The 22,771-nt window shown below is 35.0% G+C and carries 25 protein-coding genes; 6 read left to right on the forward strand and 19 right to left on the reverse strand.

Annotation, left to right across the window (positions count from 1 at the left end):
• Positions 1–1,034: 1,034 nt before the first annotated feature.
• On the reverse strand, positions 1,035–2,219 hold the full coding sequence (locus tag ACIQXW_RS07280; protein ID WP_402760777.1) for a YhgE/Pip domain-containing protein: 1,185 nt from the start codon (positions 2,217–2,219) through the stop codon (positions 1,035–1,037).
• A 166-nt stretch (positions 2,220–2,385) separates the two neighbouring features.
• Between ACIQXW_RS07280 and ACIQXW_RS07285 the strand changes: the two genes are divergently transcribed.
• A complete protein-coding gene (locus ACIQXW_RS07285) occupies positions 2,386–3,000 on the forward strand; it encodes a TetR/AcrR family transcriptional regulator (RefSeq protein WP_340824588.1) in 615 nt (204 codons plus the stop codon).
• Between the two features lie 62 nt (positions 3,001–3,062).
• On the opposite strand, the gene ACIQXW_RS07290 is transcribed toward ACIQXW_RS07285, so the two are convergent.
• From ACIQXW_RS07290 to ACIQXW_RS07315, 6 genes are all read right to left on the reverse strand, one after another.
• The gene (locus tag ACIQXW_RS07290) at positions 3,063–3,446 is read right to left on the reverse strand and encodes a RidA family protein (RefSeq protein ID WP_402760779.1); all 384 of its coding nucleotides are present in this window, start codon (positions 3,444–3,446) and stop codon (positions 3,063–3,065) included.
• 33 nt (positions 3,447–3,479) lie between these two features.
• Entirely contained in the window at positions 3,480–4,136 is a 657-nt protein-coding gene (locus ACIQXW_RS07295; RefSeq protein WP_402760781.1) for a carboxymuconolactone decarboxylase family protein, read from the reverse strand.
• Between the two features lie 63 nt (positions 4,137–4,199).
• On the reverse strand, positions 4,200–5,687 hold the full coding sequence (locus ACIQXW_RS07300; protein ID WP_402760783.1) for a sodium:solute symporter family protein: 1,488 nt from the start codon (positions 5,685–5,687) through the stop codon (positions 4,200–4,202).
• Between the two features lies 1 nt (position 5,688).
• The gene (locus ACIQXW_RS07305) at positions 5,689–5,895 is read right to left on the reverse strand and encodes a DUF3311 domain-containing protein (protein WP_340824582.1); all 207 of its coding nucleotides are present in this window, start codon (positions 5,893–5,895) and stop codon (positions 5,689–5,691) included.
• A gap of 40 nt (positions 5,896–5,935) precedes the next feature.
• Entirely contained in the window at positions 5,936–7,222 is a 1,287-nt protein-coding gene (locus ACIQXW_RS07310; RefSeq protein WP_402760785.1) for an amidohydrolase, read from the reverse strand.
• A 20-nt stretch (positions 7,223–7,242) separates the two neighbouring features.
• Positions 7,243–8,442 (reverse strand): MalY/PatB family protein, encoded by a 1,200-nt coding sequence (locus tag ACIQXW_RS07315; protein ID WP_402760787.1) that lies wholly within the window; start codon positions 8,440–8,442, stop codon positions 7,243–7,245.
• Positions 8,443–8,669: 227 nt separating this feature from the next.
• Here ACIQXW_RS07315 and ACIQXW_RS07320 point away from each other — a divergent pair, with 227 nt between their 5' ends.
• Positions 8,670–9,137 (forward strand): MarR family winged helix-turn-helix transcriptional regulator, encoded by a 468-nt coding sequence (locus ACIQXW_RS07320; RefSeq protein ID WP_340824578.1) that lies wholly within the window; start codon positions 8,670–8,672, stop codon positions 9,135–9,137.
• A 205-nt stretch (positions 9,138–9,342) separates the two neighbouring features.
• On the opposite strand, the gene ACIQXW_RS07325 is transcribed toward ACIQXW_RS07320, so the two are convergent.
• From ACIQXW_RS07325 to ACIQXW_RS07375, 11 genes are all read right to left on the reverse strand, one after another.
• Complete coding sequence (locus ACIQXW_RS07325) at positions 9,343–9,846, reverse strand: GNAT family N-acetyltransferase (RefSeq protein WP_402760790.1); 504 nt, start codon at positions 9,844–9,846, stop codon at positions 9,343–9,345.
• A gap of 236 nt (positions 9,847–10,082) precedes the next feature.
• Entirely contained in the window at positions 10,083–10,655 is a 573-nt protein-coding gene (locus tag ACIQXW_RS07330; protein WP_402760791.1) for a GNAT family N-acetyltransferase, read from the reverse strand.
• Between the two features lie 14 nt (positions 10,656–10,669).
• A complete protein-coding gene (locus ACIQXW_RS07335) occupies positions 10,670–11,101 on the reverse strand; it encodes a GNAT family N-acetyltransferase (protein WP_340824575.1) in 432 nt (143 codons plus the stop codon).
• 125 nt (positions 11,102–11,226) lie between these two features.
• Complete coding sequence (locus tag ACIQXW_RS07340) at positions 11,227–11,511, reverse strand: CD3324 family protein (RefSeq protein ID WP_402760793.1); 285 nt, start codon at positions 11,509–11,511, stop codon at positions 11,227–11,229.
• A gap of 233 nt (positions 11,512–11,744) precedes the next feature.
• A complete protein-coding gene (locus tag ACIQXW_RS07345; protein ID WP_401016747.1) occupies positions 11,745–13,466 on the reverse strand; it encodes a sensor domain-containing protein in 1,722 nt (573 codons plus the stop codon).
• Positions 13,467–13,825: 359 nt separating this feature from the next.
• The gene (locus ACIQXW_RS07350; protein ID WP_340824569.1) at positions 13,826–13,996 is read right to left on the reverse strand and encodes a transcriptional regulator; all 171 of its coding nucleotides are present in this window, start codon (positions 13,994–13,996) and stop codon (positions 13,826–13,828) included.
• Complete coding sequence (locus tag ACIQXW_RS07355; RefSeq protein ID WP_340824568.1) at positions 13,993–14,148, reverse strand: transcriptional regulator; 156 nt, start codon at positions 14,146–14,148, stop codon at positions 13,993–13,995. Before ACIQXW_RS07355 ends, ACIQXW_RS07350 begins: the two co-directional genes overlap by 4 nt.
• 200 nt (positions 14,149–14,348) lie before the next feature.
• A complete protein-coding gene (locus ACIQXW_RS07360) occupies positions 14,349–14,501 on the reverse strand; it encodes a transcriptional regulator (protein ID WP_402760795.1) in 153 nt (50 codons plus the stop codon).
• 320 nt (positions 14,502–14,821) lie between these two features.
• A complete protein-coding gene (locus tag ACIQXW_RS07365) occupies positions 14,822–15,325 on the reverse strand; it encodes a DinB family protein (RefSeq protein ID WP_340824565.1) in 504 nt (167 codons plus the stop codon).
• A 70-nt stretch (positions 15,326–15,395) separates the two neighbouring features.
• Positions 15,396–16,358 carry a tyrosine recombinase XerC gene (locus ACIQXW_RS07370; RefSeq protein WP_402760797.1) on the reverse strand — a complete coding sequence of 321 codons (963 nt, stop codon included), beginning with the start codon at positions 16,356–16,358 and terminating at the stop codon, positions 15,396–15,398.
• Positions 16,359–16,871: 513 nt separating this feature from the next.
• Positions 16,872–17,285 (reverse strand): hypothetical protein, encoded by a 414-nt coding sequence (locus ACIQXW_RS07375; protein WP_402760799.1) that lies wholly within the window; start codon positions 17,283–17,285, stop codon positions 16,872–16,874.
• A gap of 76 nt (positions 17,286–17,361) precedes the next feature.
• Between ACIQXW_RS07375 and ACIQXW_RS07380 the strand changes: the two genes are divergently transcribed.
• The 3 genes from ACIQXW_RS07380 to ACIQXW_RS07390 all read left to right on the forward strand — a co-directional run bounded on the left by ACIQXW_RS07380 (position 17,362) and on the right by ACIQXW_RS07390 (position 20,687).
• Positions 17,362–18,852, forward strand: coding sequence for a circularly permuted type 2 ATP-grasp protein (locus tag ACIQXW_RS07380; RefSeq protein WP_402760801.1), 1,491 nt, complete (start codon positions 17,362–17,364; stop codon positions 18,850–18,852).
• Complete coding sequence (locus ACIQXW_RS07385) at positions 18,806–19,771, forward strand: alpha-E domain-containing protein (protein ID WP_340824560.1); 966 nt, start codon at positions 18,806–18,808, stop codon at positions 19,769–19,771. The genes ACIQXW_RS07380 and ACIQXW_RS07385 overlap by 47 nt, the downstream gene beginning before the upstream one ends.
• Positions 19,772–19,832: 61 nt before the next feature.
• Positions 19,833–20,687, forward strand: coding sequence for a transglutaminase family protein (locus tag ACIQXW_RS07390; protein WP_401016756.1), 855 nt, complete (start codon positions 19,833–19,835; stop codon positions 20,685–20,687).
• A gap of 44 nt (positions 20,688–20,731) precedes the next feature.
• Here ACIQXW_RS07390 and ACIQXW_RS07395 read toward each other — a convergent pair whose 3' ends face one another.
• Positions 20,732–21,607, reverse strand: a complete 876-nt coding sequence (locus ACIQXW_RS07395) for a tyrosine-type recombinase/integrase (protein WP_402760804.1) — start codon at positions 21,605–21,607, stop codon at positions 20,732–20,734.
• Between the two features lie 358 nt (positions 21,608–21,965).
• Here ACIQXW_RS07395 and ACIQXW_RS07400 point away from each other — a divergent pair, with 358 nt between their 5' ends.
• A complete protein-coding gene (locus ACIQXW_RS07400; RefSeq protein WP_340824554.1) occupies positions 21,966–22,760 on the forward strand; it encodes an enoyl-CoA hydratase/isomerase family protein in 795 nt (264 codons plus the stop codon).
• The last annotated feature ends 11 nt before the right edge of the window (positions 22,761–22,771 follow it).

The following is a 22,771-nucleotide window of genomic DNA, read 5'->3' on the forward strand; positions in this document are numbered from 1 at the left end:
GAGAAGAAGTATAAACATCATGAGATATAATCAAAAAAAATAGAAGACGTCTCCTGCAGTTGGTTTCCGCTACAGGCTAGCGCTTTCCGCGGGCACACACGTAAGCCACAACCCTCGCTAACGCGCGGTCTGTTGCGTCTTACGTTTTGTGCTTTCCCGCAGGAGTCGCTAGCCTTTCGCTTCAATCAACTTAATAGGCAATGGTCATAGGATGATGGCAAAGAGACTAATGAGAGAAGAAGTATAAACATCATGAGATATAATCAAAAAAAATAGAAGACGTCTCCTGCAGTTGGTTTCCGCTACAGGCTAGCGCTTTCCGCGGGCACATACGTAAGCCACAACCCTCGCTATACGCGCGGTCTGTTGCGTCTTACGTTTTGTGCTTTCCCGCAGGAGTCGCTAGCCTTTCACTTCAATCAACTTAATAGGCAATGAAAAATTTGTGGTTATGGATGATGGCAAAGAGACTAATGAGAGAAGAAGTATAAACATGAGATATAGTTAAAATAAAAATAGAAGACGTCTCCTACAGTTGATTTCCGTTACAGGCTAGCGCTTTCCGCGGGCACATACGTAAGCCGCAACCCTCGCTAACGCGCGGTTTGTTGCGTCTTACGTTTTGTGCTTTCCCGCAGGAGTCGCTAGCCTTTCGCTTCAATCAACTTAATAGGCAATGGTCATAGGCTGATGATAAAGAGAACAATGAGAGAAAAAGTATAAACATGATATATAGTCAATATAAAAATAGAAGACGTCTCCTGCAGTTGATTTCCGCTACAGGCTAGCGCTTTCCGCGGGCACACGCGTAAGCCACAACCCTCGCTATACGCGCGGATTGTTGCGTCTTACGTTTTGTGCTTTCCCGCAGGAGTCGCTAGCCTTTCACTTCAATCAACAGAACACATTGAAAAGAGATTCTAATTTATATCTATTAAATGTTTAAAAAAATGACAAACGGCATCAAGAAATTATACTTGATGCCGTTTGTCTACACTCTGAAACCCTATTTGACTTTTAAATATAATGATTATTCAATCTTGTACTACTTGTTCCAAACGCACTGCTTTAGTTTTTAAAACGGATGCAAAAATAGCAATTAAACTAACTGCTCCAATCCATACAAGGGCTGATACGGCGTTGTTCCAAGAAAAACCTTTGTCAAAGAAAAAGAGTTCTCGTAAACCTTCAACCATAAACCGCATTGGCAACCATGGGTATATCCAATTTTGATAAAAAGAAGACATCATTTCAGGAGCTAATGCAAGCAGTGGTCCACCAAAGAATAGCATTAGTGCAAAAATAGCTATTCCTCGAATGCCAAGCCATGAAATTACGGCTGTTATTAATAAGAAAAAACTAAAGGAGGTAATAGTTAAAAATAAGGAAGTATCCATATATGAAGGAATTTCGATTCCTACCATACCGTCTACTATCCATGTAAGTCCGAAACCTACAACGAAAGCTACCATCGCCCCAATAATAATTTGACCTATCATTACAGAAAGCTTTTCTTTACGTGTAGTAATAGCTATTTTACTGATTGCAAGATAGACGATGGCTGCACTTACCATAATAGCCATCCATAATGGTTGAAACAAAGAAATAGGCGCATTGCCGTTTGCACTATGGTCTCCCGTTTCATTTACATTCGTAATGGTTTTTGAAATGGGTGTGACTAAATTCGAAGCCTGCTCTACCGTTAAAGTTCCTCCATGTGATGAAAATCCTGCAAAGAGTTGTGTACGTACATTATTGTTGATATTATCAACTACCCCATTTACAACTTGCCCTGCTATCGTTGAAGCTGCCATATTCATACCTTGATTAATATATATATGAACTTCGGGTAAAGTAGGCTCTGCAGTTTGTAAAGATGCTTGTTTTGCACTAAAATCTTTCGGAAATACAAGCGCTGCATAGTATTTTTGTTCATCTAATCCCTTTTGAACATCTTCATTACTTTTTACAATAACCCATTTAACTGCAGGTTCTTCATCTTTCCCCGCTTCTACTGAATTTTGAATCATTTCAATAATGCTTTCACCTAAATTTACATGTGGCTGATTCGGAATATCAACCCCTTGGTCTTCATTGACAATCGCTATCGGTAAATTTTTTGGTTTTGCTTGCACTGATGGAAATAAAGTGAGCGAAAAAACAAAAATAACGACTAATGCAAGAATGGGCGCAAACCAAACCAATTTATTTTTGAACATTTCATTACCTCTCCTCTTTTGAGTTATAATAATGAACAACCTGTTGTTTATTACAACTTGAATTATAAGTGCGACATCTTATGCATTCAATGATCAAAAATGGTCTTGATGTCGTTTACAGAACACATTCCAGCAATATGTCGGATAAAATTTAGGAGGAGTGAATGTGAAAGAAAATTACAATGATTTACGTGTAGTTCGTACAATTGAGTCCATTAAAGATGCATTTGTAGCATTAATTGAAGAAAAAGGCTTTGAGTCGATTACAGTTAAGGACATTACAACAAAAGCCAAAATTAATAGAGGAACATTTTACGCACATTATCAAGATAAGTACGATTTAATGAATCGCTACCAAGAAGAATTTATGCTAGAAATATCAAATATCGCAAAGCAAAATATAGCAAAATTAATGGCAAGCTTAAATGCGAAAAATTCAAGCTTACAACCACTTGAAATTGCCGTATTAATATTTGAATTTTTGGAGCGCAATAGAAAATTTATGAAGGCGATTTTAGGCCCCAATGGAGATTTATCTTTTCAAACAAAATTAAAAAACTTTATGTGGAAAACGTTATTTGAAAGTACTGACAATCCAATAAAGCCCGCCAAATTACGAGTTCCAGGGGAATACTTAGTTTCTTATATCGCTTCAGCACATATCGGCGTTATTCAACAATGGTTGCTGGAAGATCGAAAAGAAACACCACAAGAAATGGCTCAAATATTATCCACCATTACGCTCAATGGTCCTTTTTTTGCAGCAGGCTTGAAAGAATAAAACGAAGAGAGACATTCCCTCAAATTGATAGGCAATGTCTCATCGTTTTAAAATAATTTCATTTAGTTTTTAAATGTTGCAATCACTTCAATTTCTACGAGGACATCTTTTGGAAGTCGACTTACCTCTACAGTGGATCTCGCAGGACGATGATTTCCCAAATGTCTGCTATATTCCTCGTTTACAAGTGAAAATTGTTGCATGTCTTTTAAAAAAATTGTCGTTTTAACAATATTCTTTATAGAAAGATGCTGAGATTCTAAAATAGCTGCTATATTTTTCATAACTTGATTTGTTTGTGTTATAATCTCGCTTTCTACTACTTCATTAGATGTTGGATCAACAGGAATTTGTCCTGATAAAAATAATAACTCTCCTACAATTACCCCTTGAGAATAGGGTCCAATCGCTTTCGGTGCCATGTCCGTATAAATGATTTGTGTCATTTGCTAATCCATCCTTATTCTAATTGTTTATTGTTACAAGTCATACGCATTAAGTGCATTCACACTATGAGCAAGCGCTGATCCTGCTTTTAACGCTGTAGCAACAAAAATAGCTTCTGCTAATTCTTCTCGGGAAACTTCTAACTTCTTCGCATTTTTGACGTGAATTTCAATACAATATGCACAACCAGTTATATGGGCAATCGCAACACCGATTAACTCTTTGTCTTTCTTACTTAAAAGTCCTGGCTTTAATGCTTCTAAATCAAACTTATTAAATGCACGAAAAGCTTCAGGGCTTAATTGATTCAGTTCTTTAAAGCGAGCAAGATTTGATTTTTGATATAAATCTTCATTATTCTCTCCATCATATGCCTGTAATGCATTTAAGCTATGCGCTATAGCAGAGCCAGCTTTTAAAGCAGTGGCCACCATTATCGCTTCTGCTATTTCTTCTTTAGAAATTTCTAATCTTTTTGCATTCGTAACATGAGCATCGATGCAATAAGGACAACCAGTGACATGCGCAGCTGCAATCGCAATTAACTCCTTCGTTTTTTTAGGAATTATGCCATCAGAAAGCGCTAATTTATCGAATTCAGCAAATGCTTTAAATGTCTCAGGTGTTAGTTTTGCAAGCTCAGGTAATCTACGAATAGATGATTTTTGGTATAGACTATTATTCTCCATTAGAAATTCCTCCGTTTATCTTTTAATTTATAAATAATATTCATAATTTTCAGAAAATAATACTTATGAAATACTTTCTACTGCACTTTCGTTGGAAGATTCATCATTCATAACGATTCCCTTTCTCGTAAACCCGCTAACTGTTAAACTTACAAATATATTAACACCTAATGCAAGGAAACCGATGTTGATGTCTTGCAAATAGGATGGCCAACTTGGGAACAGTTTACTTAAATTTGTGCTAGTAGCAGCCTGCCAACCAACTATCGCGACACCAACTATAATCCCTGCAAATACGCCTTGTACTGTGAATGGATTTTTCTTAAAAAAGCTAAAAACAACGGCAGGTGCAAATTGCGTAACGAGACCATAACCCATTAAGAATAATAATGTAATAGCTCCACCACCACTAAACGTAAAATACAATGCAATCAATGCCACCACAGGAACTGTATAACGTGCAATGATTCCAATTTGCTGATCAGTAGTTTGAGGTCGAAGCGGTTTTAAAATATTTTTTGCAAAGAGCGTTGATGCAGACATTAAGATTAATGAACCTGGAACAATGGCAGTTAACAGCCCTGCTGCACCAATAAAGCCAACAATAACTGGATTAAATGTTTGTGTGGAAATTTTAAATAATGCTAAATCTACATTCCCACCTGAAAGATTTGGAACTTGTAAAATAGCTGCTGCTCCCGCAAAAAGAACAAATAAGATAAATAAAGCATAAATAGGGAGCATAATCGCATTTTTCCTTAAGGCATTCCCACTTTTCGCTGAAAATGTAGCAACAAATGTATGTGGCCACATATAAAACCCTAATGAAGTCAACATCATCGTTGATACATACCATGATGCACTCAAACCTGAGTCTGGCAGTGATAAAAACCCTGGATTAGCAACCTCTATTGCCTCCCACATTGGTTGAATGCCCCCATAATAATGGAAAGGTAAATAAATCCCTAAAAATAACACTACACCAAGAATAAGAAAATCTTTAATAACCGCTGTCCAAGCTGAGCCATGAATGCCGGAAACCATTACATAGACAATCATAGCAATTGTGCCAATCCAAATCGTAATTTTCGGATCAATTGCACCATAGGAAGCTTCAGAAACAATAATGCCTAGACCTTTTAGTTGGATAATTAAATAAGGGATTAAAGCCGCTAACCCTACAACAGCTACAAGCATGCCAAGCGCTTTACTTTTATAGGCTTTTTCAAAAAAGTCAGATTGCGATAGTAATTTATGTTTCTTTCCATAACCCCATATTTTAGGTGTTAACCAATATGCAATAACATAGTTGAGCATCATAATATTGTAAAATGCAGCGCCGCCTTTTCCGTACATCCAGCCACTAATACCTAAAAATGCACTAGTTGTATATATTTCGCCAGCCATTAATAGAAAAATGAAAATTGAGCCAAATCCTCTGCCACCAACGCTCCATTGCTCTAGGCTCATATCTTTTCCTCTACTCGCTATAACACCTAAAAGTAAAGCAACACATAAGAAAAATGCAATGATTCCTACTGAAATAATCATATTATTCTAACTCCTCTCTAGCATTAGGGTTTAATCGGTGCACTATTAGCATTAAGCCTGTCCCTAACAAAATCCATAAAACCATCCAGAATAACAGAAATGGAAGACCTAGAACGTAAGGTTCGGAACTTCTAATAAAGGGGATTCCTAAAGGCATTCCAAAATATGCAATGAACGATAGTAAGTAACAAAGTCTTTTTCGTGTCATTTTTCTATCTCCTTTTATTCAATCAATTTTTGAATGTAGCTTATTGTCTTACTAACTGCGCAAAACCGTTCTCAACAAATAAACTTTTAATATCTCTTTTGTCAGGAGTAAATTCTATTTGATTTTCATTATCTAAAAAATTGATTGTGTATTGAACAGTAGCCGCTACACCAAGCTTTAATGCATCTTCATCGATATCAAAATAAACATTATGATGTTCTGCCCCTATTCCTTTTTCTATATTTTGTATACCAACGAATGCAAAGACACCAGGAAAATACTTTTCGTAAAAGGCAAATGATTCGGAAGCCATCCACGCTGGTGTGGAATGTAAAGCATTTACCCCAACTGCACCTTCTACTGCAGCTATGGCTAGTTGAGCACAATCTTTTTGGTTGCTGACAATTAAATCACATTCCTTAGGCTCTGTAATAAATTCAAAAGTACAATGATGTAATTCACAAACCTTTTCTAGTATTCTCTTAAATTCATTTGCAGCATGAGCACCTTGTTCAAAATCTAAATATCTTGCAGTGCCTGAAAACTGTAAACTTTCTGGGATAATATTTATTGCAGTGCCCGAATTAATTGTTCCGATTGAATAAGTAATCGTTTTGTACGGATCTAAAGAGCTTAATCGCATCGCTTTCAAATTACTATAAAAGTCTGTAAAACAATCTAATGGCGCAACTGATAAATCTGGTCGTGAGCCATGACCACTTTTTCCTTTTATGACAACATTAAAACTAAACGAAGCTGCCATTCTCGGCCCTGCTTCAACAGATATCTTTCCTGTCGGCATATCAGATTTTAAATGGATGCCCCAAACACCGTCTGCCCCAATTTCGCATAATCGCTTTAAAAGGTTAAAAATGCCTCCGCCCATTTCTTCCCCTTGCTCAAAAGCGAGTAGCACTCTACCTTTCACTTTGTCTTTATGTTGACTTAAGATTTTCGCAGCACCTAATAGCATGGCGGTATGTCCATCATGACCACAAGTATGAGCAGCTTCATCGGTATTAGAAACGACTACTTTTTTCATTTTTAAATTAGTAGCTTCCTCTTTCATCGGTAGTGCATCTAAATCTGCCCTAAGTATTAAAGTTTTTCCAGCTTGATTTCCATCGATAAAGCCAATAATGCCACCGTCAGGGACAATCTCATAATCAATCCCAAGTTTGCTTAACTCTTCTGTTACTACTTTGATTGTTCTTACTTCGTGTAAACCAATCTCGGGGTATCTATGAAGATCTCGTCTTATTCCAATTACATAGTCCTCTATTTCTTGTGCCCATTTTAACGTTTCAAGTTCATAGGAAGTTTTCATAATTATTCTCACCTTTCTAATTAAGTGTTTGTTTCGATATCCTGAAATTCCTTAGCAATTCTTTCAAGTGCTTCTTTAATAAGTGGTCTCGGTGATGGAATGCAAATTCGTTGGAATCCATCCCCTTCTTTTCCAAATAAGTATCCATCTTCAAGCAGTACATTCGCTTTGTTATAAATTCGGTGATGAACTTCTTTTGCTGAAAGACCGTATCCGTTAAAGTCCATCCACATGACGTAAGTTCCTTCAGGTATAGTGACTTTCACCGTTGGCAGTTTTTCAGCTAGAAAACTTTTCACATAGATCATTGTGTCGTCAATATATTCGGTTAATTGTTCTAACCACTCCTCCCCTTCATTGTAAACAGCTATAAGAGCAGCAATTGTAAATGGAGATGGTAACTGCATGCTCATTTTTTCGCTAAAGGTCTTTCGAATTTTAGGATTTGAAATAATTACATTCGTACAATGTAGACCAGCGACATTAAACGTTTTGTTGATGGCCGTGCAAGTAATAATATGGTCTGTATTACTTGCAATTTTAGCTAATGGTGTAAAGGTTTGATTTTTTCTAATCAAGTCTCCATGTATTTCATCCGCAACAATGATGACATTGTTTTCTTCACAAATATGTGAAAGCCTTTTCAATTCTTCATTCGTAAAAATTCTACCTGTCGGGTTATGTGGATTACAAAGAACAAACATTTTAGTGTTCTCTTCTTGAGCTTTCGCTTCAAAATCTTCAAAATCAATCGTGTAATTGCCATCACTTTTTCGAATCAATGCATTATTACGAACAACCCTGCCATTCCCTTCAATAGCAGCTGTGAATGGTGGGTAAACAGGACGTTGGATTATGATACCTTCACCGCGCTTAGTTAATGCTCTTACCGCGATATTTAATGCGTGAACAGTTCCAGGACTGAAAACAATTTCATCTTTTTCAATCGTCCAATTATGTCTTTTTTTAAACCAATGCTGTATCGCTTCATAATACTCGTTTGGAAAAATAGAGTATCCAAAAATACGATGATCGACGGTTTTATGAAGCGCCTCTATCAATGGTTGAGGTACTGGTAAATCCATATCAGCTGTAAACAGTGGAATCGTTTCATGATCATATCTCTCTGTATAACCAATTTGTTTGATTAACTCCTCACCGTCCCACTTTAAGGAATACGTATTTCGGCGCTGAACCACTTCATCAAAATTGTATTGCATACTTTCTCCCCCTCTAACATTTCACAAATAATTCTGTTTAAATACATTTTTTTAAACGTTTAAAATTAATTTTTCTCAGTTTAGCACCTTAACTGTAAAATGGTCAATATAAAAATTCAGATTTTTTTAAAAATTATTTGTTTTGCAAGTAACTTTCATTATAAGATTTTCTAATATGTTAGAATAAAATAATAATCCTCTATAAATTATTGAAAGGAGGCTGGGTGATGGATAAGGAGAAAGTTTTTTATGAACTAATGGAAACGCTTTACGAGACATCTAGGCTGATTAGTTCATACGAAAATATCCCAAGAAAATATGGTACTGATGATGAGCTTTACATGATAGAAGTACATACTCTGAACTTAATTGGCGATAAAGTAAAAACAAATACTTCTGAAATTGCGGAAATAACGAATCGCACAAAAAGTGCTGTTTCTCAAATGGTCGATAAACTTATCAAAAAGGATTTAGCAATTAAATATAGAAATCCTAACAATTATCGAGAATTGACTATCGAATTAACATCAAAAGGAAAGTTAGTGTATGAATATCATAAAAAGCTCGATGAAGAAGAGTACGGAAGCCATTTGAAGAATCTTGAGCAATTTACAGTGGAAGATTTTCAGAACTATATTACAATATTAAACGTAATTAATCGAAGGACACGAAATGTGCTTAATGATAGGGATTAATACAATGAAGCGTATAGTACGATTTCAGACTAAAATGTGCATTTTTTTGACTTTTTCATAACAAAAAGAGCCATCGTAAATACGATGGCTCTTTAATTTTTTAGTTTAACTAATGTTAAAATACATTTTCAACCCTTATGGTAAAATATTTGCGTTCTCCCACCATAGAGCTAATTTAGGATTAGCAAGTAAGTAGAAATTATGTTCAGCCAAATCTCCAATACAATAATTCCGCAGTTTCTTTATAAAGTACAGCACCTGATTTTTCTAATACTCTATGAGATGCGATATTATCTTTTTCAGTATCAGCAACAACAAATTTCACATTAGGCTTGCTTAACAACCAGTTTTTCATAGAATTAATCGTTTCTGTCATATAGCCATTTCCTTGATATTCAGGCAACGTGTAATACCCTACTACTACCTCACCATAGTCGTTTGGAAGACCTTTTAACATGATTCCTCCAACACTACAGTTTTGACTTTTCGACACAATTAACCAATTGGTATACCACATATAATTTTCCTTATCACGTACCAACTTAGCATGTCGAATTTCCATCGCTTGTTGAAGTTCCGCATCTAAAAAGCTATCTGATTCCTTTAATGATAATTGAAGTTCCAACTTCTTTGGGTTATCAATGAGAAATCTTAGGCTTTCTGCATTTAGCGCAAGTATTCTTAATCTTTCTGTGTTCAATTCAATCATACTTATTCTCCTATTATCATTTTTGACGTAATTTTAAAGACAAAAATATTAAAATAGGTATATGTTATTGGCAGCTACTCCCATTATATTTTATCCAAATTAATAGTAGCATTACTTATTGTATTGTTATATTAAATGGTACATAAATAGTAGCATTAATTATAATTATTGTAAATTTGGTATGCGATTAGCTCTAATAATTGGTGACTAAGAGTCACATGCACTATTAGATACAATTAATGAACTTTTCTATTTTTCCAATCCTCTATATGCAATATGTAATGTCGATATATTAGAGCATCTATCTCTATATTTTCTTTAAAAACAAAGCCACATTTTTCAATCACCTTCATAGAACTTACATTGCGGGGTTGAACGATAGCATTCAATTGTTCAATATTTGTCTGTTCAAATAAGAAATGTAGTAAACCTTTTACTGCTTTAGTTGTGTAGCCACGATTTCTGAAATGTTTTGACATAGCATAGGCAATTTCTTGATTTGGTTCACTTAGCTCTTCTTTTGGCCCGGTATTGCAAAAACCAATGAATTCCCCAGTTTCCTTTAATATGATTGCTAGTTTCAAATAATTTTGACCATTGATATTAGGAATAGCAGATAAAAATGCTTTATTGGAAGGTATTTCGTCATTTATTATCCAGTTTAATCGTTGTTCTCTCGTAGAACGCCAATCTGGCAAAAACTCATATACTTCTGGTTGTGAAGTAAGCTTATAAATTCCATCGACATCTTCACTATTAAACTCTCTCAATAAAATTTCACCACAGTCGATTGTAAATAAATTGTGCATTGTTAAACCTCCATTTATTTCTTAGTTAAATCTTTTTTCAAATAGTAATGCTTAAAGTCTCTACCTACATTATCTAACGTCCCAAATATTTGATAACCGTGCTTTTCATAAAATTCTAACGCTTGAAAACTTAATGTATCTACCTTTATAAAATCGCACTGCTTTGCTAAAGCCATATGCTCGAGTTCTAGTAATAATTTTGTGCCAAATCCCGATTTTCGTATGTCCTCATCTATCATTAACGTGTGAATCTCTAGCCAATTCCAACATACTTCAGCAAGAATACCACCACGAACATTGTCATTTTCATCTTTAAGGAATACATTCATTTCTTCGTAATTGCCTCTTAAATCTACTGGAAAATGCTTTAAATTAAATTTGTAAAGCTCATTATTTACTATCTGTTTAGCTTGATCGTTTAATTCTTTCGTTATATACAAAGACATGATTTATTTCTCCTATCAGCTCATATTGTTAATTCGATTATAAATGACTGACATTCAATGAAAAAACCTCATATTTGTTTCATAAAAGAAAATAAGCCATGTGGTAAAAACCACATAGCTTATTTTTATATGTTTGTTCTTTTTCTTTTTTCCTTTAGGATAATTCGTTGAATACTCTTTAAAGACAAATAATAGGTTGCACTTAAAGTCTCCATATCGGTGCCTGAAAGATATTCCTGATAAATATTAATGTTCCTTACATCTAATTCATTCCTTGTAGTAGTGCCAGCCCCCCAACTCTTTTTACTATCTTGTCTTCTCGGGATATAAATATATTCACCATCTACATAGTTTTGAATTAACGCGATTAACTCTGCTGGTAACAGATTATTTGCTTTCTTATAGCTCATGTTTGCACTCCTAAATATATTATCGTTCGTTTAGGAAGAGCAAAGGCTATTTGATTTTAAAAATTATATGCAATAGCCTTTGCTATGCAAAAATAGTATGCTTTCTCATACGACCAATCCTCCTTTTCCAGAGTATTTATATACAAATTGTACCATGTATTTTTTGGAAAATGTAAATATATTTTTATAATTTTATTATGTAAACTAAAAAAGGATAAAAAAACTAGCCCCTCTTAGGAGCTAGATGTAATTGTTAGCGATTGATTTAAAATGTTAGTTGTAAAGTCTTCCACAGAAAGCGGCTTGCTAAAATAATAGCCTTGGACGAACTCACAGCCATGCTCACGAAGAACGTTTAATTCAGCTTCTTCTTCGACTCCTTCTGCTACTACTTTGAGGTTTAAAGCATGTGCCAATGAAATCATTGCAGAAATCATCGCTATCCCTGTTTTCTCAGGCACAATATCACGCACAAATGCCCGATCTATTTTTAATACGTCCACAGGGAATTTTTTTAAATAATTTAATGATGAATAGCCTGTTCCGAAATCATCTAATGCAATGGTAATGCCTAATGCCCGTAGCTGCTCAATCGTATTTATCAACTCTTCTGTATAATCAAGCATACTCATTTCGGTAATTTCAATTTCTAATGAATGCGGGTCAATTTTTGTTTTTTCAATTACATCGCGTACCATTTCAACAAAACCTGGTGTGCTAATATGGATAGGAGAAATATTGACAGCTACGCGTAAATTTGATTGAAATGTTTCGTTCCATGCACATACTTGCGCACAAGCTTTATGTAATACCCATATACCAATATCATTTATAAGACCGCATTCTTCCGCAAACGGGATGAAACGATCTGGTGGCATCTGTCCTAATTCAGAATCATACCAACGAAGCAATGCTTCCATACCTACCACTTGATCTGTTTTTAAATCAATTTTGGGCTGATAATGTAGCTCTAATAAATCCTTTTTTAATGCCTGATGAAGTTTGGTTTCAAGTAATAACCATTTATCATTTGCCTCATCCATATTATGTCGATACAGCTTATATTGATTACCTCGTGTCGATTTTGCTGCATACATGGCGATATCAGCATTTTTTAATAAATCTTCAATTGAATTAGCATGATCAGGGAAAATGCTAATACCAATACTAATACTCGCATAAAATTCATATGCATCTACGATGAAACTGTCATCGAAAACAGCAATGATTTCTTTTGCCATTTCCTCGATACGTGAAACATCATTTAAGATCATGACGAATTCATCACTGTTATGACGATAAAATGAATTGGATGTGAAGTCTACATTGCGTAATCGATTTGCCATTTCCACTAGGAACATATCGCCTATGATGTGGCCAAGTCCATCGTTAATGTTTTTAAAACGATTCACATCAATGAAAAATAACGCAAACTTATCTCCTGTACGTCGAGATTGATGGAATTCATTTTCTAAACGTTGTTCTAATTTACGACGGTTTGGTAACCCTGTTAATTCATCATGATACGCAATATGTGTAATTTTTTTAATATCCTTTTGTGCGGTAATGTCTACTCTAATGGCAATATATTGATAAGGCTTGTCATTATCATCGAGAAAAGGAATAATTGTTGTTTTCACCCAGTATAGACTACCATCTTTAGCACGGTTGCACACCTCACCATTCCACATGTCACCTTTTCCGATTGTTTTCCACATCTCTCTGAAAAATGATTTGGGATGGAAACCCGAGTTTAATAAACGATGATCTTGTCCAATTAAATCTTCACGCTTATATTTAGAAATTTTACAAAAATGATCATTAACAAAGGTAATTTTTCCTGTCCGATCTGTAATAGCGACTATGATCGAACTGTTCATTGCTGAAAAAATATCTTGTAATTCTTTCAGGCTGTAGTTAACTTGATTAATACTACTAGGCGTGATATTCATCATCTTCATTCTCCGTTCGTTAAAATAAGAGGGTTTAGTACTTATTCTTTATATTACAGTGAGGTATAAAGTTGTGGTAGATGGCCCTTTTTTATGTAATTATATTATAGTCTTAGAAAAGCAGTTAATTCAACCCAAATATACAATCTGCATATATCAAATTTAATAGATTTCTATAAATTAGACAAAAAAGAATGACTTTAAACGCACGTGTTTCACCATTTTTCCATTTTCAATAATTACATTTGTACTACTGTTTAAACTATAGAAATACTATTTACCTTGTTAACGACAAAAGCCTAAATTTATTTATAAGTGAAAATGCCTTACTGTCGCAGCTGGGCAGTAAGGCATTTTACATGTTAAGAGATATCATATGCTATATGACCTCCTACAATTTTCGCTTGTTCATTATAAGCATCAAGTTGCTCTTGTGATAAGTTTAAAATATAGTAGTGAAAATTAATTGGCTCTAACTCGTGTTTGTCACATACTTGTCGGTAAAACTCATAGCCTTGTCGATAGTCTGTCATACGACTAACTTCCTTTCGTGTGCTGCTTCATTAAAATATTTTAATTGTTCTTGCGATAACTTATTAATATAGTAATAAATATTAACTGGCTCTAAATTAAATTGCTCGCATTTTTTACAATATAACTCGTAACCTTCTCTATACTGTGCCATTCCGTTCCCTCTTTTCTTTGTACTATAACAGTTGTTTATTTGTATAAATAATATATAACAGATATGTTTTCAAGTCAATAATAATTCTGAAATTTCTTTTATATCAATAAAAGCCCAGTCTACTAATTTAGTATGGCTGGGCTTTTCATAAACTATTCACATTGGCGTCCGTTTTAACCACATCCTTTGTAGCTAATGTTTTATATTCCAAGTTGTTTCGCTTGCATATTATAAGCGGAAAGCTGTTCTTGCGATAATTGGATAACATAATAACGGAATGAAATTGGCTCTAAACCATAACGTTCACACATTTCACAATAAAACTCATAACCATCACGATATTTCGACATCATAAATTCCTCCTGTACAAACTGTTTTATAACAGTTGTTTTTATTTTTATTTAATATATAACAGATTATGTCGTTCGTCAAGAGGATATTCATGTAGGATGATGAAAAAAAGCCCGATTTCTCAGTAAAATTCAAGTGTGAGAAGTCGGGCTTATAGTTGTTTGTATTACCATAGATGTTTCAATAACCGAATGACTAGTCTTGGAATCCATAAAATGATATTCCAGATTACTTCAAATAAAATAGTGTTTCTAAGTTCTGTTAAGATTTTTTTCGTATACAACTTGATCTTTCTTCTTTTCATGTTAACTCCTATTATACTTTAACTTACAATACCTTTCCTTTCATGGATTTGTTCAATATGTCGTTGTTCATGCAAATACACCTGCTCAATCCATTGGTCGAGTGGTAATTTACCAAAAGCAGGATGTTGAACGGCTTTTTTTGCTAGCAGAGATGGATCTTCAATCGCTTGCAGATAGGTAGTGAATTGTTCTCGCGTATCATCTAGTAATGTCAATATTTGCTGTATTTCAAATGGTTCATCTGAAGGTTCAACAATTTTTGGCGCTTTAAGCTTCCTCGTTCTATCTTTTATCAGCTGAACATTTAGACGTTTTGGTTCTGAATTTTCTTGTGAGGATAACCCCCAAGTAATTGCCTTGATAGTCGATGCTTCTACTAGCACTAAGTGATGACATATTTGTGCGATACTCCAACTGTTTTCATCAGGTTTTTGATTAAATTGTGTATTATTGTATATTGTAATTTCCTTTAGTAATTGCGCTCTTGTTGCACTTAGTTGTTCCAGCAATAATGCTATCATACGATATCCCCTTTCTAATTTAAGGTTCTACTTTTTATATATGCACTAATCTAGCAAGTATTCTCTTACATTAGTTATTCTCTACAATATTGAATGGGTTATTCTCTAGAACATGCTGTAATTGCTCATCCTCAATATGCGTATAGATTTGGGTTGTAGCGACACTAGAGTGCCCAAGTATATGTTGTAAGCTTCGAATATCTGCCCCAGCTTTATACATCATTGTTGCGGATGTATGACGCAATTTATGAGGCGTTAGCCGATCTTTTTGTAGCCCCGATTGTTTGTTTATTTGTTTGACGATTTTGGCTACTGTTTGCCGTGTAAAACGTGTTCCTTTTTGTGAAACGAAAAGGGGCTCTTCTCCTTCGCCTTTGTACGGCGCTTTTCCGCTTTGTTCATAATTTTTTAGTGCTTGGATGCAGCTATCATTCAAATAAACTGTCCGTTCTTTATTGCCTTTTCCGATAACAGTCAAATAGCGTCCTTGTATTGACGATGTATTTAGTTGGCAAAGCTCGGATACTCGTATACCTAGATTTAAGAAAAACATCATCATGCAATAATTGCGTGGAGATGCGCGATGTATTTGAATGCCCTCGATAAACTGTGTTGCCTCTTCCATATTCATATAAATTGGTTTTCTGCGCCCAATCTTCGGCGTTTCTAACTCTTCGGCTGGATTCTCTTCAATGAGACGGCGTTTTCCTTTAATGTATTTGAAAAACGATTTTAATGTAGCTACTTTCCGTGCTCTAGCAGAAGCGGAATTTTGACGTTGCACTTCGCAATATTCCATAAATAAGTAGAGATCCTCCAAAGTAATATCACGGATTTCTTCTATTGTAATAGTAGCAATATTAATTTTTTCTAATTGCGCTATCTCAATATCGTTTTGCATAGCTAAGTGGAAACGAAAAAATAATGAGAGATCGTATTCGTATTCTTTTCTAGTGCGTTGCGATTTCCCTTTGATCGTCGTTAAGTAGACAAGGAAATCTTTCATTATTTTAGGTAGTTGAGTCTTCTGCATAAAATCACCTCTATTTTCTCTATTTTACCACGAAAAAACGTTCCCAAATATAAATTTGGGAACTTTATTGATAAAAAAGTGCCTATTTATAACAATTAGAACATATGTTCTTATTCGGAATAAAAAAAAGATGACTTCTAAGTAATAGAAATCATCTCGGTTAGCCGCCAACTGTTTTTTATTATCGACATTAAAGAATCACTCGAATTGCGAACATTGCAGCTTAGGGTGTCCCCTCTTCTTCATAAAAAGAAGCTATTAATTTCCATAGGATGTTAAGCACTAACCCGAGGAAATTTATTAGCTAATGATGAAAATATTTTCGTAATAAAAAATTAGCTTTTTCACTATTTTTTTATTAGGTTTCACTTTTTATGCATAAAGCGTTCGTAGAATGAATATTAAACTCTAGTATACTAGTATGCGCTGAGACGAATCGAAAAATCAAACGTCGGGTAACGATGCGAGTCGATTCGTCTCATAACGCGCGTGTAAATTTTTGGGTATTTGTATTTATTTGGCGAAAATACTATATGTACCATCATTTTGCTTTGTTAGCTTCCAATTAGTAGATAACATATTTTGAATTTTCGAAATAGTTTCATCATCGCAAAATAAATTGTTAATTCCTGTATCTTCTAATTGGAAATTCTTTGTTTCTTCTAATTGAAAACGCAGATGTAGTAAACGCTGAATGCCCGGTAATGTTACATATTTAATTCGATAATTACCGTGATAGGCATCAAGAAATGTTTGTTCCCCTTCTTGATAAAGAGCCAACGTTTCATTAAATTCATACTTTGGTTCTAGGTTACGCCATGATGACACATCCCCAGTTCGTAAAGTCTGTAAAATCTTCTCGTCAGATAAATTGAGTTTTGATAGCTTGTCTAACTCATAAGCTTGCATTAAGTTAATATTTGTCATTTTTACTAGCTCCTTTTATGTATTTCCTATTAGTGTAACACGTTTTTTCTACTACTTAAATTCGGAGGCGGTTCACATGATGAAATTGTATGATTCAGGTTCTTTTTTTGATGAAATGTTAGATGGTGATCAGCCGAAACCACATTATCGCTCTTTCCATCGTAAGCTTAGTGCTTTTTCACAAGATCAGCTAGAAGAAAAATACCAGCAAGCTCAATCAAGCTTTCTTAGACAAGGTATAACATTTACTGTATATGGTGCACAGGGTGGGACGGAGCGGACAATGCCTTTTGATTTTGTCCCAATTATTATCCCACATGAACAATGGAACATCATTGAAACAGGTATGAAACAGCGTGTTAAAGCCTTAAACTGTTTTTTACATGATGTTTATAATAGACAGCTAATTGTTAAAGACGGGATTATTCCAAAAAGCCTTATCGAACAAAATCCATTTTATTATCCAGAAATGCTAGGTGTACAAGTGCCTATTAATAATCATATTTTTTTAGCTGGAATTGATTTAATTCGCGATGAAAATGGTGTTTATCGTGTACTGGAAGATAATTTACGTAATCCTTCTGGCATTTCGTACGTTTTTCAAAACCGATATGTTATGAAGGAAGTGTATCCTGAGTTCTTTTCAAAACATACAATCCAATCTCTTGAGAAACAGATGACAATTATGAAGAATGCCCTTCTTGCACATCGGCCAACAGCTTTAAAAGCAAATGTAGAACCGAAAGCAGTGCTTTTAACAGCAGGGATGTATAATTCTGCCTATTACGATCATGTATTTTTAGCGCAACAATTAAATATTCAGCTTGTGGAAGGACGAGATTTAATCGTTCAGGATCTTAAAGTTTATATGAAGACTATATATGGTCTTGAGCAAATAGATATTATTTATCGCCGTATTGATGATGATTTCTTAGATCCTACTGTCTTTCGAGAAGATTCTTTACTAGGAGTACCCTATTTAATAGAAGCCTATAAAGCGGGCAATATCGCAATTTTGAATGCGGTTGGCAATGGTGTTGCGGATGATAAAGCGATGTATGCCTATGTACCTGATATGATTCGTTATTATTTAAATGAGGAGCCGATTTTAGAAAATGTGACGACCTATCATCTTGAAGATGAAAGTCAACGAGCATGGGTTCTTGACCATTTAAAAGAATTAGTGATTAAAAATGTAAGTGCTTCAGGTGGCTACGATATGCTAATTGGACCACATGCAAGTGAAGAGGAAATCGCAAGCTTTTATGAAAAAATAGTAAAACATCCAAATCAATACATTGCGCAACCGACTATTCAGCTATCACGTGCACCATCATATCAGCATGGCAAATTTTATCCTTGTCATGTCGATTTACGGGTTTATGTTATGAACGGCGGTGATATTTTTGTACTTCCCGGAGGTTTATCGCGTGTTGCACTTAAAGAAGGCTCGTTAATCGTTAATTCATCTCAAGGTGGTGGAGCAAAAGATACGTGGATATTAAAGGAGGAATTGCAACATGCTAAGTCGAGTAGCAGACGCACTATATTGGATGGCAAGATATAGTGAACGAACAGAAACTAATGCACATATATTACAAGTACAGCTGTTGAATATGTTGGAGCAATCAGGTAAGGAAAATGAATATCTTGATCACTGGGAAGCAATATTAGACATTTGTGCATCGAAAGAAGAGTTTATATCATACTATGAAGTCATTCGTGTCAATCCTCTTATTGAATACCTTTTATTTTCGGAGAACAATAGCAATGCTATACATGCAACATTAAGAGCTATTCGGGAAAATGCACGCATTACACGTGATAGTATCCCTATTGAGTTATGGGAATTACACAATGCCTTTTATTTATATATGCAGCAAGAGATCACAGTGCGAGAACGCCCTTTTCCGTTAATATCTTTAAACTATTTTTTACACAATGTTCGTAAGACATCTTTGACGGTTACTGGATTAATTGAGGGCTCAATGGAACGGGATTTGCCTTTTTATTTTATGCAAGTTGGCAAATGGCTTGAACGTGCAGAAAAAATGATTCGAATGATTTTAATTATGCTAGAGCAACAAAAACTAATGGCTAGCGATTTACAAGAAGCAGACGGAACATTTTTGCTCGATTTATCAAAAGCAACAGAACCCTACCTGCGTAAGCATCATCAAACACATTTACAAAATGTTATACAATATTTATTACATGATGATCATTTTCCTCGCTCAGTAATTGTTTGTCTCAAAAAACTAGAAGAGGCATTTACACATATCGAAGAAGACCATTTAACAGAACGATTTTTAGCACTTAACACGCCGTTAAGAGCTTTGTTAATTGCTATAAACAATATCGATTTATCGACATCTTCCTTAGAGGAAGCAATATTTTCAATGGAGGAAAGATTGTGTCAATGTATTGATTTTGGTCATACATTTTCGACAATTTATCACTTATATGAACCCAGCCTACAATCTTGAAAGGAACAATTCACAGCTCCTTTTCAACACGCAAGTCAGTAATCAAAAGGAAGCGGACACGATGAAATTTGAAATTCAACATACAAATATTTTTCAATATGAATCTGAAGTCGATCAAAGCTTGAATACAATCCGCTTAAAGCCTCGAAGTGATGAGCGTCAGCGCTTGCTGTCCTATCGCATTGCTATTTCGCCCTCATCATTGACGCGCGAGCATGCAGATATTTGGGGCAATACGGTCGGTACATTTTATATTCCTGAGCAACATCAAGAACTAGAAATAGAAACAACGTCTATCGTCAGTATTCAACGAGCACCATTTATTCATCGGATTCAATATTCACCAGAGATGCAGACGATTTTCCATTCCCAGCTATTTTATGAGCATTATTTGCCCTATTTAAAATCAACGAGCTTTACGTTTATGACTGATGCACAGATAGAAGATGTTTTTCATGCCATTGGTCACGCAGAAAATCCAGTACTGTTTTCGCTTAATTTAATGCAGTATTTATATTCGACATTTGAATATGATCCAACAGCAACAAATGTCATGACAACTGCAAGCCAGGCATTTGATTTAAAACGAGGTGTTTGCCAAGATTTCACACATGTTATGCTAGCGATTTTACGTGCTAAAGGAATACCTGCTCGCTATGTTAGTGGCTATTTATATGTCGATGAAAATTCAGCTCTCATCGGTGATAGTGCTACACATGCCTGGGTTGAAGTGATGATTCCTGGCATCGGTTGGATTGGTTTAGACCCAACAAATAATGTAGAAGTATTAGAAAATCACATTATTTTATGCATTGGCCGTGACTATACAGATATTAGTCCCGTCGAAGGTGTATATACAGGCGGCAAGCATGATTTGACAGTCAAAGTAAATGTTAAAGCTTTAACGCATTTTTAATAGAGCGTGCAGTGAAACGTGTGAAAACATCTTTTACTGCACGTCTATTTAAATCTTTCTCCTCGTTCCGTTAACACCCATTTTCGAACATACCCCATGTTTTGCTGTATCGTTTCTATTGTTTTTTCGCTTTGTAACGCTTTTTGAAGCACAGTGTAACGTACATCCGTTGCTCGCACATTAGTGCCAATATCTTTAGATATCGTTTGGAAAATTCGTTCTATTGTTTTTGTCGTGATTGCTTTCGTTTGGCTTGCCTCACTTACCCAAAGCCATTCCCCCACATTTTTCTGATGTAATTCCTCCGTTGCAGCTTGATAATGCAACAACATTTCTACTAAAACAATTGAAAGCTTAATTTCTCTCTTACCGTTATGATTGGCAATAGAAATATGTAAATTATCAAGGTCAAGATGCGCCCATTTCATGCGAACAATTTCTGCTGGCTTACAACCTGTTTCGATAAACATTTGAACAATACAGCCATTTCTTCTTGCTAACCAAGCATGCTCTTGTGTTTTTGCGTATTGAAAATAAGTTGGCCATACTTCTGTAATGCTCATTAATTGCTCTTTCGTAAGCAATTTTAAGGAATTCTTACCTCTCTTTTTGGGCTGTAAAATGCTTTCATAATCGAACGGTTCTGCCCATTCTCTCAAAAAAATAAAGTCTACAAAACTCCGAAGTGAAGCGATTTTGTGATTGAATGTATTAACATTTGGATAGTTCTCTTTTAAATAATTACTATATATACATATTAATTCTTTGAATTCGTTGTCAACATGTTCAACGTTTTGCTCACTAGCAAAAGCTAAAAATTGCTGTCCATCAATATTGTATTGTTTTTTCGTAGCAGCACTTTTCTTTAATGAATCTAAAAGCAATAAATAGCTTTGCCATGCCTCCTTCAATGTCACCATTTTGCTTCCTCCTTATTAGATAGGGCGTAAGTTAATTTAATTTTATAATATTTTTTGAGCGTGTAGTCTATTTTTTTTTAATAACTTTAGTGTCGGATAATCTGTTATAAAGTGATAGATTACCGCTTCTCCTATGGAAAAGTCCCTTTTTTAATAAAGAAACAAATGTTCCTATAGTAGTTTCTCATATCTTTTGCTTTATTACAATAGCAATATTCTGTTGTAGTACAATCGCTTGAAAATGTTTGTAATTTTGTATAACAGGCTGAAAATACATGAAAATTCGTATTATTTAGTGTTTACCCTCCTTTGTGTTATATAATATAAGTACTATCTAAATATAGGGGGCTTTTCAATTATGCAAGTAAGAACGACTCGTCTTGAAGCTGAAGATGCCAAAATTATTTATCAGGAAACGGCTGGACTTGCGATCATTACGATTCACCGACCGCAGGCGAAAAATGCGCTAACAGCAAATATGTGGGATCAATTAGCTAACATTGCCCTAAAAGTGTTGGATAATCCGAAAAATAAAGTGCTTATTTTACGTGGATCAGGTGAAAACTTTACGGCAGGCTCTGATATTAAAGAATTTAACGCCATTTCACTTGAAAAAGCAGAGGAAGCATTTTTACATATGGAAAAAACGATTTCAACAATTGAACGTTTACCAATTCCAACTATTGGTGTTATTAACGGTCCGGCGATGGGTGCTGGTTTAGAGCTAGCATTAGCTTGTGATATTCGCATCGGCTCTGAAAAAGCGAAATTAGGTATTCCCGTAGGCAAGTTAGGCATTACATTAAACAACAAATTCGCTCAGCGCCTTGTCCAACTTGTCGGCCCTTCTACAACGAAGGATTTAGTATTTACTGGTCGGATGTTTAAAGCGGAAGAAGCATTTAAGCTTGGCATGCTCAACTACTTAGTTGCTGAAAAGGACATAAATAAATTTATGATTCGGATGGGTAAGCTTGTTGCTGGTATGTCACCAGAATCATTACTAGCTGTAAAAAAATCTGTACAAGAATGTATTGATAGTGTACCAGCACTTTGGCAAGGTTCTACACCATTTGTAGGCAATGATTTTACAGAAGGCTGTCGCGCTTTTGTCGAAAAACGTCAACCGCAATTTACACGACCATCAAAATAAAAATACAGGTA

The organism is Lysinibacillus sp. NPDC097162 (genome assembly GCF_044762185.1).
Classification (GTDB): domain Bacteria; phylum Bacillota; class Bacilli; order Bacillales_A; family Planococcaceae; genus Lysinibacillus.

Coding starts and splice junctions, on each gene's coding strand:
- ACIQXW_RS07280 (WP_402760777.1), bottom strand. CDS start 2,219: ATGTTCAAAAATAAATTGGTTTGGTTTGCGCCCATTCTTGCATTAGTC.
- ACIQXW_RS07290 (WP_402760779.1), bottom strand. CDS start 3,446: ATGACACAAATCATTTATACGGACATGGCACCGAAAGCGATTGGACCC.
- ACIQXW_RS07295 (WP_402760781.1), bottom strand. CDS start 4,136: ATGGAGAATAATAGTCTATACCAAAAATCATCTATTCGTAGATTACCT.
- ACIQXW_RS07300 (WP_402760783.1), bottom strand. CDS start 5,687: ATGATTATTTCAGTAGGAATCATTGCATTTTTCTTATGTGTTGCTTTA.
- ACIQXW_RS07305 (WP_340824582.1), bottom strand. CDS start 5,895: ATGACACGAAAAAGACTTTGTTACTTACTATCGTTCATTGCATATTTT.
- ACIQXW_RS07310 (WP_402760785.1), bottom strand. CDS start 7,222: ATGAAAACTTCCTATGAACTTGAAACGTTAAAATGGGCACAAGAAATA.
- ACIQXW_RS07315 (WP_402760787.1), bottom strand. CDS start 8,442: ATGCAATACAATTTTGATGAAGTGGTTCAGCGCCGAAATACGTATTCC.
- ACIQXW_RS07320 (WP_340824578.1), top strand. CDS start 8,670: ATGGATAAGGAGAAAGTTTTTTATGAACTAATGGAAACGCTTTACGAG.
- ACIQXW_RS07325 (WP_402760790.1), bottom strand. CDS start 9,846: ATGATTGAATTGAACACAGAAAGATTAAGAATACTTGCGCTAAATGCA.
- ACIQXW_RS07330 (WP_402760791.1), bottom strand. CDS start 10,655: ATGCACAATTTATTTACAATCGACTGTGGTGAAATTTTATTGAGAGAG.
- ACIQXW_RS07335 (WP_340824575.1), bottom strand. CDS start 11,101: ATGTCTTTGTATATAACGAAAGAATTAAACGATCAAGCTAAACAGATA.
- ACIQXW_RS07340 (WP_402760793.1), bottom strand. CDS start 11,511: ATGAGCTATAAGAAAGCAAATAATCTGTTACCAGCAGAGTTAATCGCG.
- ACIQXW_RS07345 (WP_401016747.1), bottom strand. CDS start 13,466: ATGATGAATATCACGCCTAGTAGTATTAATCAAGTTAACTACAGCCTG.
- ACIQXW_RS07350 (WP_340824569.1), bottom strand. CDS start 13,996: ATGACAGACTATCGACAAGGCTATGAGTTTTACCGACAAGTATGTGAC.
- ACIQXW_RS07355 (WP_340824568.1), bottom strand. CDS start 14,148: ATGGCACAGTATAGAGAAGGTTACGAGTTATATTGTAAAAAATGCGAG.
- ACIQXW_RS07360 (WP_402760795.1), bottom strand. CDS start 14,501: ATGATGTCGAAATATCGTGATGGTTATGAGTTTTATTGTGAAATGTGT.
- ACIQXW_RS07365 (WP_340824565.1), bottom strand. CDS start 15,325: ATGATAGCATTATTGCTGGAACAACTAAGTGCAACAAGAGCGCAATTA.
- ACIQXW_RS07370 (WP_402760797.1), bottom strand. CDS start 16,358: ATGCAGAAGACTCAACTACCTAAAATAATGAAAGATTTCCTTGTCTAC.
- ACIQXW_RS07375 (WP_402760799.1), bottom strand. CDS start 17,285: ATGACAAATATTAACTTAATGCAAGCTTATGAGTTAGACAAGCTATCA.
- ACIQXW_RS07380 (WP_402760801.1), top strand. CDS start 17,362: ATGATGAAATTGTATGATTCAGGTTCTTTTTTTGATGAAATGTTAGAT.
- ACIQXW_RS07385 (WP_340824560.1), top strand. CDS start 18,806: ATGCTAAGTCGAGTAGCAGACGCACTATATTGGATGGCAAGATATAGT.
- ACIQXW_RS07390 (WP_401016756.1), top strand. CDS start 19,833: ATGAAATTTGAAATTCAACATACAAATATTTTTCAATATGAATCTGAA.
- ACIQXW_RS07395 (WP_402760804.1), bottom strand. CDS start 21,607: ATGGTGACATTGAAGGAGGCATGGCAAAGCTATTTATTGCTTTTAGAT.
- ACIQXW_RS07400 (WP_340824554.1), top strand. CDS start 21,966: ATGCAAGTAAGAACGACTCGTCTTGAAGCTGAAGATGCCAAAATTATT.